The sequence below is a fragment of the Oceanobacillus locisalsi genome (assembly GCF_042675985.1).
Taxonomy (GTDB): Bacteria; Bacillota; Bacilli; order Bacillales; family Amphibacillaceae; genus Oceanobacillus; species Oceanobacillus locisalsi.
Genome location: NZ_JBHTKK010000027.1, coordinates 1 through 12499 on the forward strand (window position 1 = coordinate 1; position 12499 = coordinate 12499).

Annotated in this window: 15 protein-coding genes and 1 tRNA gene; 11 read left to right on the forward strand and 5 right to left on the reverse strand. The window is 39.3% G+C overall.

Annotated elements, in window-relative coordinates:
* The first annotated feature begins 237 nt into the window (after positions 1–237).
* From rapZ to ACFQ19_RS17095, 4 genes are all read left to right on the forward strand, one after another.
* Positions 238–1125 carry an RNase adapter RapZ gene (gene rapZ, locus ACFQ19_RS17080; protein WP_379593877.1) on the forward strand — a complete coding sequence of 296 codons (888 nt, stop codon included), beginning with the start codon at positions 238–240 and terminating at the stop codon, positions 1123–1125.
* Positions 1122–2072, forward strand: a complete 951-nt coding sequence (locus ACFQ19_RS17085) for a gluconeogenesis factor YvcK family protein (protein WP_379593878.1) — start codon at positions 1122–1124, stop codon at positions 2070–2072. The genes rapZ and ACFQ19_RS17085 overlap by 4 nt, the downstream gene beginning before the upstream one ends.
* Before the next feature lie 75 nt (positions 2073–2147).
* Positions 2148–3098: a DNA-binding protein WhiA gene (gene whiA, locus ACFQ19_RS17090; protein WP_379593879.1), complete on the forward strand. Its 951-nt coding sequence runs from the start codon at positions 2148–2150 to the stop codon at positions 3096–3098.
* Positions 3099–3228: 130 nt separating this feature from the next.
* Positions 3229–3486 carry an HPr family phosphocarrier protein gene (locus tag ACFQ19_RS17095; RefSeq protein WP_379593880.1) on the forward strand — a complete coding sequence of 86 codons (258 nt, stop codon included), beginning with the start codon at positions 3229–3231 and terminating at the stop codon, positions 3484–3486.
* 324 nt (positions 3487–3810) lie between these two features.
* Here ACFQ19_RS17095 and ACFQ19_RS17100 read toward each other — a convergent pair whose 3' ends face one another.
* Both ACFQ19_RS17100 and ACFQ19_RS17105 read right to left on the reverse strand, forming a co-directional pair.
* Positions 3811–4107: a hypothetical protein gene (locus ACFQ19_RS17100; protein WP_379593881.1), complete on the reverse strand. Its 297-nt coding sequence runs from the start codon at positions 4105–4107 to the stop codon at positions 3811–3813.
* Positions 4108–4428: 321 nt separating this feature from the next.
* Entirely contained in the window at positions 4429–4572 is a 144-nt protein-coding gene (locus ACFQ19_RS17105; RefSeq protein ID WP_379593882.1) for a hypothetical protein, read from the reverse strand.
* Between the two features lie 201 nt (positions 4573–4773).
* On the opposite strand from ACFQ19_RS17105, the gene ACFQ19_RS17110 reads away from it, so the two are divergent.
* Both ACFQ19_RS17110 and clpP read left to right on the forward strand, forming a co-directional pair.
* Positions 4774–4849 (forward strand) — tRNA-Arg (locus ACFQ19_RS17110).
* Positions 4850–5062: 213 nt separating this feature from the next.
* Positions 5063–5650 carry an ATP-dependent Clp endopeptidase proteolytic subunit ClpP gene (gene clpP, locus ACFQ19_RS17115; RefSeq protein WP_379593883.1) on the forward strand — a complete coding sequence of 196 codons (588 nt, stop codon included), beginning with the start codon at positions 5063–5065 and terminating at the stop codon, positions 5648–5650.
* Between the two features lie 75 nt (positions 5651–5725).
* Here the strand turns inward: clpP and ACFQ19_RS17120 are convergent, their stop codons facing one another.
* From ACFQ19_RS17120 to ACFQ19_RS17130, 3 genes are all read right to left on the reverse strand, one after another.
* Positions 5726–6268: a shikimate kinase gene (locus ACFQ19_RS17120; RefSeq protein WP_379593884.1), complete on the reverse strand. Its 543-nt coding sequence runs from the start codon at positions 6266–6268 to the stop codon at positions 5726–5728.
* A gap of 33 nt (positions 6269–6301) precedes the next feature.
* Positions 6302–6700, reverse strand: coding sequence for a ribonuclease HI family protein (locus ACFQ19_RS17125; protein ID WP_379593885.1), 399 nt, complete (start codon positions 6698–6700; stop codon positions 6302–6304).
* 90 nt (positions 6701–6790) lie between these two features.
* A complete protein-coding gene (locus tag ACFQ19_RS17130) occupies positions 6791–7294 on the reverse strand; it encodes a FixH family protein (RefSeq protein ID WP_379593886.1) in 504 nt (167 codons plus the stop codon).
* A gap of 289 nt (positions 7295–7583) precedes the next feature.
* On the opposite strand from ACFQ19_RS17130, the gene ACFQ19_RS17135 reads away from it, so the two are divergent.
* The 5 genes from ACFQ19_RS17135 to gap all read left to right on the forward strand — a co-directional run bounded on the left by ACFQ19_RS17135 (position 7584) and on the right by gap (position 12397).
* Complete coding sequence (locus ACFQ19_RS17135) at positions 7584–8468, forward strand: fumarylacetoacetate hydrolase family protein (protein WP_379593887.1); 885 nt, start codon at positions 7584–7586, stop codon at positions 8466–8468.
* 72 nt (positions 8469–8540) lie between these two features.
* Positions 8541–9836, forward strand: a complete 1296-nt coding sequence (gene rpoN, locus ACFQ19_RS17140) for an RNA polymerase factor sigma-54 (protein ID WP_379593888.1) — start codon at positions 8541–8543, stop codon at positions 9834–9836.
* On the forward strand, positions 9829–10056 hold the full coding sequence (locus ACFQ19_RS17145; RefSeq protein ID WP_379593889.1) for a glutaredoxin family protein: 228 nt from the start codon (positions 9829–9831) through the stop codon (positions 10054–10056). The genes rpoN and ACFQ19_RS17145 overlap by 8 nt, the downstream gene beginning before the upstream one ends.
* 265 nt (positions 10057–10321) lie before the next feature.
* Positions 10322–11341 (forward strand): sugar-binding transcriptional regulator, encoded by a 1020-nt coding sequence (locus tag ACFQ19_RS17150; RefSeq protein WP_379593890.1) that lies wholly within the window; start codon positions 10322–10324, stop codon positions 11339–11341.
* A 48-nt stretch (positions 11342–11389) separates the two neighbouring features.
* Positions 11390–12397, forward strand: a complete 1008-nt coding sequence (gap, locus tag ACFQ19_RS17155) for a type I glyceraldehyde-3-phosphate dehydrogenase (RefSeq protein ID WP_379593891.1) — start codon at positions 11390–11392, stop codon at positions 12395–12397.
* Positions 12398–12499 lie beyond the last annotated feature (102 nt).

Below are 12499 nucleotides of genomic sequence, written 5' to 3' on the forward strand. Positions count from 1 at the left end.
GGACTCTAACCAAAAGCATGCATAATAATAGAGAGCATGTTTATCCTGGAACAGCAAGGATTATATGCTTATTCTTTAGCGCATAATTTGAGTAAATTTCACAAAATTCATTAACCTGACAACATTGGAGGTTATCCACCCAATAGCTTGGCGAATGATGTGTTTTCTAATATAATATAAAGCAGATATAGAATAGTACAGTTGTTTGTTGGAAGAGGTTGGAAAGGGGAGAGTTTAGTGAAACAGGAAAAAGAAACAAAGCTCGTTATTATTACGGGAATGTCAGGAGCCGGGAAAACAGTTGCGGTACAAAGCTTTGAAGATTTAGGTTATTATTGTGTAGATAATTTACCTCCTGCACTTCTTCCCAAATTTTTAGAATTAATGAAGGATGCTTCCAATACCATTCAAAAAGTGGCACTTGTCATGGATCTCAGAGGAAGAGAATTTTTCGATTCCTTATATAAGGCTTTAGACGCGATAAGCCATAAGCCATGGATTCAGAGCCATATCTTGTTTTTAGATGCTGCAGATGAAACATTAGTGTCGAGGTATAAAGAAACCAGACGTTCTCATCCTTTGGCGGTTGGCGGACTCCCCTTAAATGGAATCCATCAGGAGCGGGTGATTATAGATGAATTGCGAGGCCGTTCTCAACGGATTATTGATACATCAGATTTGAAGCCAAGAGATTTACGTGAGAAAATTCTCCAATTGTATAAAGAAGAAAAACAGGAAGTATTTTCGGTTCACTTCGTATCGTTTGGCTTTAAATATGGCATTCCGATTGATGCCGATTTAGTTTTTGATGTACGTTTTTTGCCAAATCCGCATTATGTATCTGCGCTGAAACCTTTAACCGGTTTAAATCAGGAAGTGGATTCCTATGTGTTTAAATGGTCAGATACGCAGCTGTTTACAGAGAAATTAAATGATTTATTCCGTTTTATGTTTCCCCAGTATAAAAAAGAAGGAAAGTCACAGTTAGTCATTGCTGTCGGCTGTACAGGCGGACAACATCGTTCCGTTGCTTTGGCTGAATATTTTTCAAAGCAATTCAGCGATGATTATATTACCCATGTTACTCATAGAGATATTGCAAAAAGAAAGGATCCATCGTCATGAGTGATGTTCCCAAAATTACAGCTATTGGCGGAGGGACAGGGATGCCGGTTTTACTTCGGGGGTTAAAAGATCTGCCCGTGGATTTGACAGCTATTGTCACCGTTGCGGATGACGGCGGCAGTACAGGCAGGATTCGTTCAGAAATGGAAATGCCTGCACCTGGAGATATTCGAAATGTCATTGCAGCTTTATCGGACGCAGAACCGATGCTGTTAGAGTTGTTCCAGCACCGGTTTCAACAAGGGAATGGATTGACAGGTCATTCCTTAGGCAATTTATTACTAGCAGCCATGACATCGATGACCGGCAATTTTAATCAAGGCATCAAAGAGATTTCCCGGGTGTTAAATGTAAAAGGGAATATATATCCGATATCAAATGAAAATATGTCTTTACATGCGATTATGGAAGATGGTGAGATTATCCACGGCGAATCAAATATCCCGCTGTCTGGTAAGAAGATTAAGCATGTCTTTTTAGAACCGCAGCCTCTGCAGCCGTTACCTAACGCTGTGGCATCGATTCAAAAGGCAGATTTGATTGTTATTTCTCCAGGAAGTCTCTATACTTCTATTATGCCGAATTTAATTGTTCCGGAAGTGAAGGAAGCATTATTGAATACAGAAGCTAAAATTGTATATGTTTGTAATATCATGACGCAGGACGGAGAAACAACCAATTATTCTGCAGCAGATCATGTGCAGGCGATTCATGATCATGTCGGCGATACTTGTATTGATTACGTAATCGTCCATGATCAGCCGATAGATGCAGAAACGCAGGAAATTTATAAAGAAGAGAAAGCAATTCCTGTAGAAGCGGACATTGGGCGCTTACAATCGATGAATGTAGAGGTCTTTCCCGGAAACATTGTTGTGAAGCATAAAGATGGAACACTCCGTCATAATAATGATAAAATAGCTGAGATGCTTTATCAGTTTTTATAGTATAGAGAGTGGGACGGCATACATCTCCCGCTCTTTAACGTGCAAAGTGCTCAAAAGGGGAAGGAGTGTGATACGATGTCCTTCGCATCAGATATCAAGAAAGAACTAACCGCTATTCAATCGGATTCTTGCTGTCAGTTTGCCGAGCTGGCTGCACTCGTTCGAATGAATGGCGTTATTTCTATATCAAAGCAAGGTTATGGCTTGGATGTCCAGACGGAAAACGCAGCAATTGCAAGGCGTATCTACACATTAATCAAACAAAACTATACGCTGCCGGTAGAACTGCTGGTACGTAAAAAAATGAAATTAAAAAAGAATAATGTTTATATTGTCCGTATGAAAGACGGTGTGCAATCTTTATTAGAGGATTTAGATTTAATTGAAAATCAATATCAAATCACGCGTGCTATTTCTCAAAAATACATCGATAAAGATTGCTGTCGAAAGGCTTATCTTCGCGGCGCCTTCCTGGCCGGCGGATCAATGAATAATCCGGAGACATCTTCTTATCATTTAGAAATATTTAATTATTATGAGGAACATGCGGAAGCGTTGAAATCCATACTTAATGAATATGACTTGCATGCCAGAACATTAGAGCGGAAAAACGGCTATATTGTATACATGAAAGAAGCGGAGAAAATTACTGCTTTTTTAAGCGTGATTGGGGCCCATCAGGCGTTATTAAAATTTGAAGATGTACGTATCGTCCGAGATATGAGAAACTCCGTAAACAGGCTTGTAAATTGTGAAACGGCAAATTTAAATAAAACGATCGGTGCAGCATTCCGCCAAGTAGAAAATATTAAATTGATTGAACGGACTGTAGGATTAGAACAACTTCCGGAGAAATTACAAGAAATCGCCAAATTGCGGGTTCAATATGAAGAGATTTCATTAAAAGAATTAGGTGAATTGGTCAGCAGCGGAAAGATATCTAAATCCGGTGTGAATCACCGTCTGAAGAAAATTGATGAATTTGCAGAAAAGATCAGAAGAGGAGAGTTACAGCTTGGTAATTAATGCTAGCATCCGCAGAATATGATATAATGCAGAGAACAGCATAATAAAACACCGCCCAAAATCAGATGCAGATGTTTATCTGCATGCAAAAAAATGGAGGCGTTTACTTACAGACAGGAGAGTGAATTTGTTGGTTGAAAAAACGGTGAAGATTGAATTGGATTCGGGACTGCAAGCGAGACCTGCTGCCTATTTTGTGCAAGAGGCCAATCGATTTGATTCACATATATTTTTAGAGAATGATCAAAAAAAAGTGAATGCTAAGAGCATTATGGGATTGATGAGTCTGGCTCTGACGAAAGGGGTAGAAATTAAGCTTATTATCGAAGGAGAAGATGAAGAAGAGGCGATGGAACATTTAACCAGCCTTGTCCGTGAGAAAGTTTGATAAAAGCATATGAATGAAGTGAACCGGTGTTAAACCCTTCTCTAAGAGAAGAATTCCTTTTTGCACCTTCTTGTGAGAAAATGCACGAGTTTTTTAAAGGGACATACTTTATTCAAATGTAAAAGATTGTACGTGTGTGACGTTGGTGAAAGAAATCTTGAACCTATATTAATAAGGGGTGGGATGAACATTCGCCAACGTCATTTCTTTTTTGTGATGTAAACAAATTGTATAATGATGATGAAGTTGTTTAATTTAATGCTTATAGAATTACAGACTGCAAACTGATGGAAGGGATAATAAATGGATTTAAAAATTAAATCTTTAATATCGCATCACTAATACAAAAATTACCATAAAAAAGAAAAACAGTATATCATTTTTAATCGTTGTTTTATTTTCAGAAAAAAATAAACGAATAATAATAATAGAGACAACCGGTACAACAATAATTCCTAAATAAAACAAAAATCCTTCTAGTTTTATACTGACAATGAACAAGCTGACAACCGAAGAAATTCTAAAAACTGAAAAAACCCAACTTGTTTTTACTTTTTCATCAAAAACAGAGTATACCACTTCAAGAATAGTAACATATATGATAATTATGATATAAGACATGATACGCTTCCTTACCTTACAATAATAACTTTTAATAAATTTGTGCCGTACTTTTGGCATCAAGGTACTGTTTGTAATAACCATTTGATTCATAAAGTTATTATTTGCTATACTTTGAGAAACGGCAGGTTGTTCCAATCTTAGTTTTTCTGTCTAATTCAGAGGATACCCCACCTCTTTTTTCTCAAATATACTATATCAACGGTTTTTCCTTACCTAATGACTCCGTTTTGAAGACCTCTCTGATTCAATTTAATAGGGGTGAGTTATAATACCTCTTCATCCATAATAAAAGAATCATTTGTATCATGAGAAGGGAATCTATTTAAATAATTTTCGAATCGATTTTCCAGCAGCACGCCCCGTTACACGTCTGCCGATTCGTTTTCCTACTTTTCCTTTTTTGACTGCATCAACATCATTCCATATACGCAATATCTTATAGATACTTGACTTTAGACTCATCATTTTTCCTCCTTCCGTATGGCATTTTCTTTCATGAGTTACGTATAGTATGACATTTACGTCGCCATGGGACAACTATTCTGAGAGAAATGGGGGAGGATTTAAATAAGTCAAAAGAACTTTTCACCAAAATATAGAAAAGGGCTTGTCTCCAAAGGGATTCATATGTATAATGAAAGTTGTGTTTTTAATAAATATCATGCGCCCATAGCTCAGTTGGATAGAGCACTGGTTTCCGGTACCAGGTTTGTCGGAGGTTCGAGTCCTCCTGGGCGCGCTTAATGAAGTTTAGAAAGACAAGGGATTGAGATGTTCTTATCCTTTGTCTTTTTTTATCCCTCATGTTTAACAAACATAAAATCGGGAATGATGGTTAAAGTATAAATTTGGCGAAACTTTTTGTTTGACCTTTATTGACCAATAAGCTATCATATGAAGTATAGAAAAAATCATCAGCCATTAAAATTGGCAACTTAAGGAGGATTTTTAAATGAATTTAGTACCTACAGTTATTGAACAAACAAATCGCGGTGAACGTGCATATGATATTTACTCCCGTCTATTAAAAGACCGGATTATTCTGCTTGGCAGCGGCATTGATGATAACGTGGCCAATTCCATTGTAGCACAGCTTTTATTCCTAGAAGCAGAAGATCCAGGAAAAGACATCTCGTTATATATTAATTCTCCTGGTGGTTCTATCACAGCTGGTATGGCCATTTTTGATACAATGAACTTTATTAAATCAGATGTATCTACTATCTGCATTGGTATGGCAGCTTCTATGGGAGCGTTCTTGCTTAACGCCGGCGAAAAAGGCAAACGTTTTGCATTGCCAAACAGTGAGATTATGATTCATCAGCCTCTAGGAGGTACGCAAGGTCAAGCAACAGACATCGAGATTCATGCTAATAGAATTATTGAAATTAAAAGACGTATGAACCGCATCATGTCTGAAAATACTGGTCAGCCTTTAGAAGTTATTGAGCATGATACAGAGCGTGATAAATTCATGAGTGCAGAACAGTCTAAAGAATATGGCTTGATTGACGACATCTTTGAGCGTAAAGAACAATAAGATAATAGCATAAAAAATAAGCCAAGGTTTTCAAACTTTGGCTTATTTTTATGCGCTCTTCGCTTTTACATGCAATCATTCATAAAGCTCCCAAGCTAATTTTAAGGACGCTACAATATAATCAGCCACTTCTTCTATTTCCTGGTTATCCGTTATAACGCGGGAATGATGTTGTTCATAAATTGGCTGACGGTCATCAAAAAGCTTTCTGATTTCATCCATATTTTTACCTTGTAAAACAGGGCGATTGTCCATTAATAAACTTATCCGTTCTTTCCAGTTTTCCCAAGACAAATCGAGGAAGAAAACAGTAGTAGTAGCAAAACAAATATCCTGAACTTCTTTTTGAAGAAAAGCACCGCCGCCTAATGAAATAACTTTTAATCGTTTATGGCATATTTCAGAAATGATTTCTTTTTCGTATTGACGAAAGGTTGCTTCTCCATGTTTTGCAAAAATTTCTTTGGGATGCATCTGAAATCTGCGTTCAATTTCTTCGTCAATATCAATAAAATCTCGGTATAGTTTTTGGGCAACAGCTTGACCAATCGTTGTTTTTCCAACTCCCATAAAACCAATTAATACAATGCTTTGTTCTTTCAATGGTATGTTCCTCATTTTACATTCCTCCCCTGCACGTCATCCTGCGCATCACGATGTTTGTTGGTGGATTGCTTTTCGTGCCAGTTGATCTGCTTTGCGGTTTTCTTTCTCGGGAATCCATTTAATAAATAAAAATGGAAAATCTGATGTTTGCGCCTGGATGGTTTCCAGTAAAGGAAGAAAGTTCTTGTTTTTTGTCTTTCCTTTATCGACCGCTTCTGCTGCTATCTTGGAATCTGTCCGGAAAGACAGGATTTCGCCCTTAAATTCTGTTTGGCAAATGGTTAATGCTTCTATGATAGCATAAAATTCTGCTTCATGATTGGACATATATGGCAGAGGAACAGCGTATTCCAGCTTCTTTTCCCCGGACTTTATATAAATGCCGGCGCCGCTTTTTTCTATTTTTTCGTTGGTGGCTCCGTCCGTGTACACCTGGATCAACATATATCCCTCCACTTGACTTTCTCGTTCATAGTATAACGAATTCTAAGTCAAAAAGGAACGTGCATCAGCTAGCAGAGTGAAATATATCCCTTATTCCTCTTCCTGCTCATCGTCGTCCTCATCAGTGCCGTGTTCGTGATGCTCGTGATCCATTTCGTCATGGGCATCTTCTTCAGATGGTTCGGCATCACCTGCGATAACAGTTTCTAAAGGCATAATATGCTGCCCTTCTGCGGTGGTGTGTGCATACATTTCGTAAACTGCTTCTTCTTCAAAGGTAAAACTTGCTGTATAGGTGCCGTTCTCTTGATGATCTCCTTCGAATTCTACACTGTCATCAGCGTTTCCTTGCGTCCAGATTTCGAATAATACTTCATTGGCATCTTCAACGGGCTCGTCGTCAAAGCTGACATGTGCAGTTAAATCAATTGTTTCTCCGACTTCTACATGTTCAGGAACATCAAAATCTACTTCCAAAGCGGCTAGTTCTGGTAACTCGTCGTCATCGTCTTCTGCTGTATCAGCATCATTACTTGCGCAAGCGGCCAGCATAGCCGTTAGAATAATCACGATAAAAAATAATTGCTTCTTCATTGGTTGTATCCCCTTTCTTTTACGTTTTCCCGATTCCCAGTATAGCACGAAAACACTCGAATAAGGTTGAAAAAATTATGACATATCTATTTACCGCAGTGTAACTGGCTGTAAGACTCCCACTTTAAAAAGTGAATGAAAATTATATCTCTAAGTGGGAGATCCAACACCCAGTAACGGCCCGATTCGCTCAACTAACCTTCCGTGGGGAAAGAACCCCCACGGAAGGAAGTTTCACTTTATTTCCCTGGGTTATCTCGACTATAATAAGAAGAAGGGAGGGAAAAAGATGAAATTAGTAGCCTATCAGAAAGAGAAAAATGAAAATTTGCGTGTTGGTGTTGTAACGGATTCGGATGCTGTTGCAGATGTGGAAAGGTTATCTGAACAATTTGGAGAAACAACGCTTCCTGCAGATCCGACTGCTTTTTATGCGCAGGCAGAGGAACATATCGAAGCATTACAAAAAATAATGCCTAAAGTAGCAGAGTATGAAACTTTTTCGCTTCAAGACGTCCATTTGGGTATGCCGCTTGGAAAAGCTAAAAAAGTCATTTGTGTCGGTAAAAATTATCAAGAACATGTCCATGAGATGCAATCGGATATTCCGGACTATCCCGTTTTATTTGCGAAGTTTGACAATGCGATAATTGGACCGGAAGATGCTATCTATTATCCGTCAATTACTGAAAAATTAGACTATGAAGTGGAATTGACTGTGGTTATCGGAAAAACAGCTTCTAAAGTCAGCAAAGAAGATGCTTTTGATTATATTGCTGGATATACACTTGGCAATGATACCTCGGCGCGGGATATGCAAAAACGGACACCGCAATGGCTGCAGGGGAAATCGTTGGATCATACAACGCCTGTCGGGCCGTGGATCGTTACCCAAGAAGAGGTAGACAATCCGCATACATTAGATATCCGTTCGTATGTCAATGGCGAAGTGCGCCAGTCTTCGAATACTGAGCATCTTATTTTTGATATTCCTTTCTTAATCAACTTTATTTCTGAAATCATGACCTTGGAGCCGGGGGATATGATTTTAACAGGGACACCAGATGGTGTTGGTTTGGCAATGGAACCATCCGGACTGCTTCAGGCAGGGGATTATGTAAGGTTAGAAGTTGAAGGAATTGGAACGATGGAAAATCAGGTAAAGAAAGTATAGGAGTTGTATCGTTCGGAAAGGCATATGATAACAATTCAATAGCATAATCTATTGAAAAAGGGAGGGGGAAGCATGCAGCAGAGCCTGGTATTACAGCAAGCACTGACCTGGAAAATGAATCAATCGCTCCACCAGTCTATTGAAATCCTTCAATTGTCTGGTATTGAATTATACGATTATGTACAGAAAATGGCGGAGGAAAACCCATTGATTGAAGATGTCCAGCCGATTGATAAGCAGGTCCTGACGCAATTTCATGGGGAAACCGATGCATTTGAAAATATGAATGCCTCGAAAAAAAACATGTACGAGCAGTTAAAAGAGAGTCTGTATATGCTGTCTATTCCAGAGGAAAGAATAAAACAAGCTGTTTTGTTCGGGATCGATTCTTTGGATGAAAATGGCTATTTGGATATATCAATGGAAGCATGGGCGGAAAGCTGCCAATTATCTATCGAAGACATAGAGCAGGCGCTGTCCTATTTGCAAGCGCTGGATCCGCCGGGAATCGGGGCCAGAAGTTTACAAGAATGTATTCGTTTGCAGTTGAAAGAAATGGATTGCGATTATCCTTTTCTGGATGACTTATTTGAAAATAACTTGTTTCTGATTGCAGAAGAGGATATCGACACTTTAGCTGAAACGTATGCGATTACAGCTGACGAGGCCGGCAGGTTGATTGCGAATATGAAATTATGTCATCCGAATCCTGGAAAACTATTGGATCAAGAAGAGACAGCGTATATTATTCCGGAAGCAGCTGTTTTTAAAGAAGATGGGGAATGGCGTTTATCCTTTTTTAATTGGTCAAGCCCGACCATTCAAATTCGGGATGATATGTTACAGATGACTATGCCAAAAGATGGAGCGGCTTATTTAAAAGAAAAGAAGAAAGAAGTAGAGATGCTGAAGCAGGCAATTCAATACCGCGGGAAAACGCTGGAACAGGTTTTGCGCATTATTGTAAATAAACAGCTGGGCTTTTTTGAAGAAGGCATAGCTGCTTTAAAACCTTTAACATTGCAGGAAATTGCGGATGCGCTGAACCTTCATGTTTCTACTATCAGCCGGACCATCAGCCATAAATATTTGCAGACAGATGCGGGTATTCTCCGGGTCAAATACCTCTTGCAGCGTGAAGCACGGAAGGGGGAAGGGGTTGCCCGCGTGGTGGTGAAACAGCATGTCCGCCAGATTATAGCTGAAGAAGACGAGACAAGCCCGCTCTCCGATGAAAAAATTCGTGAAAAGCTGGAGACGTTGTATCATATGTATGTAGCGAGAAGAACCGTAATGAAATACCGGGAAGAGCTGGATATTCCATCTTCCGCAAAGCGTAAAAGGAGAATGGATAGAAGAGATGATTAAGTTTTATACAAAAAAGAATTGTCCCCTATGTGTCGAAGCCCTTGAATTATTAGATGTACTGAATACGGATGACATACCTGTGGAAGAAATAGATATTTACCAATCAGATGCTTTACTGGAAACATACCAGCTGCTGATTCCGGTTATCGCTTATAAAGGAAGCGAAGTATATGGAAATGAAATAAACATAGAAAATATCAGCAGGCTGTTGACGGAATAATGAAGAGGCATTTTCTTTGAACGAATGGAATCGTTTTAAGGGAAATGTCTTTTTTATGTTGGGTCAATTTATGACCAGCTGTTTCTTAAGCGGGAGATTTTGTGTTTAAGTTCGCAGGCAATGGGAATAAATAAAGTGGGTGTACTTAATCATCATAAGGACTTTTCTTTGCTTTCTATAGAAGGTATGTTATAATGAAAAATGAATCGGGACATAAAACAACCACATGGGACGTTTTCGAACCCGTTGGAGGAGACTGGTTTAAATGGAATCCATCATGGCCCTGCAGAGAAAAATCGTACCTGAATTGGTCAGCGTAATGCAGGAAAGGTACACATTATTACAGCATGTGCACTTGCATCAGCCAATTGGCAGGAGGGCTTTAGCAGAGAGTGCAAATTTAACAGAGCGGCATGTTCGTGGAGAAATCGATTTTTTGCATGGACAAGGTTTGGTTGAAGTTACCGCAAAAGGTATGTTTATAACCAATGAGGGAAAAGTAGTCTTGGATCAGCTCGCCGCTTTGATTGGAGATTTGTCCCGGTTGGAAAACTTGGAAGACCAGTTAAAAAGCACTCTGTCTATCGATAATGTCATTGTAGTGCCTGGTGATAGTGACCATAACCCTCAAATAAAGACAGAGATGGGAAAGGCCTGTGCGACTTATCTGCAGTCCATTTTGCAAAGCGACAACACAGTTGCTGTAACAGGCGGAAGTACCATCGCAGCGGCAGCAGAGGCGATGAAGCCATTGCCTGAAGGAACGGATGTATTATTTGTTCCGGCAAGAGGCGGCATTGGGGAAAAAGTGGAGAATCAAGCATCCCGTATTGTTTCGGAGATGGCCAGAAGATCGAACAGTCAGTACAGAATGTTATATGTACCGGATCCGATCAGTGATTCCACTTATGAGTTAATCATGCAAGAACCCCATGTCATCGATGCACTCTCGGTTATAAAAAATGCTGACATTGTTTTGCACGGTGTCGGAGATGCACTGCGTATGGCAGAAAGAAGGAGATCTCCCCAAGAAGTTATCGATTTATTAAAAGAAGAGCAAGCTGTTTCAGAAGCTTTTGGTTATTACTTTGATGTCGATGGCCACATTGTTTATAAAGTGAAAACAGTAGGTCTGCAACTGGAAGATATCGATGCCTCTAAGCATGTTATCACTGTTGCCGGGGGAGCTTCGAAAGGGCATGCAATTGCCTCTTACTTTAAACAGAGCAAGGGCAATATGTTAATCACCGACCAAGGTGCTGCAGAAATGATATTAAGAGGATAGCCTCTTTATATAAATAAAAAATCAAGAAATTCTTAGGAGGAATTTAATATGGCTGTAAAAGTTGGTATTAATGGCTTTGGAAGAATTGGACGTAACGTATTTCGTCAAGCTTTAAATAATGATCAAGTGGAAATCGTAGCAATCAATGACTTAACAGATGCAAACATGCTTGCACACTTATTGAAATATGACTCTAACCATGGAAAATTAGAAGACGAAGTAAGTGTGAACGGCTCTAATATTGTTGTGAATGGAAAAGAAATTACTGTACTTTCTGAAAAAGATCCGGCAAATCTGGGCTGGGGAGACCTCGGCGTAGAAATCGTGATCGAATCTACTGGTATCTTCACGAGCAAAGAAGGCGCTGAAAAGCATATTCAAGCAGGAGCGAAAAAAGTTGTTATCTCTGCACCGGCTAAAGGCGAAGATTTAACAATGGTTATGGGTGTAAATGAAGATCAATATGATCCGGCTAAACACCATGTTATATCCAATGCTTCTTGTACAACAAACTGCTTAGCACCATTTGCGAAAGTATTACACGATAACTTTGGTATTAAGCGTGGCCTGATGACTACTATCCACTCTTATACCAATGACCAGCAAATCCTTGATTCACCGCATAAAGACTATCGTCGTGCACGTGCAGCTGCTCAAAACATTATCCCTACTTCAACAGGGGCTGCTAAGGCAGTTGGACTTGTATTACCAGAACTTGACGGTAAATTAAACGGTAACGCCGTACGCGTTCCAACTTCAGACGGTTCTTTAACAGACTTAGTTGCTGAACTTGATAAAAACGTAACTGCTGAAGATGTAAACAATGCAATGAAAGAAGCTGCACAAGGAGAACTGAAAGGAATCCTTGAGTATACAGAAGACCCAATTGTTTCTTCTGATATTGTAGGAAACACACACTCTTCTATTTTCGATTCTCTATCTACTATCGTGATGGAAGACAACCTTGTGAAAGCTGTTTCTTGGTATGACAACGAAATGGGCTATTCCAGCCGTTGTGTAGATTTAGCTGTATTCATGGCTGAAAAAGGACTATAAGTTTATAAATGACGTTCGTTGTAAGGTGAGCCTCTCCGAACGGTGTAAATAGAGGAGGGAGCGGATTCCTCCTCTATTTTCATTTTTATACGATAGAATTAG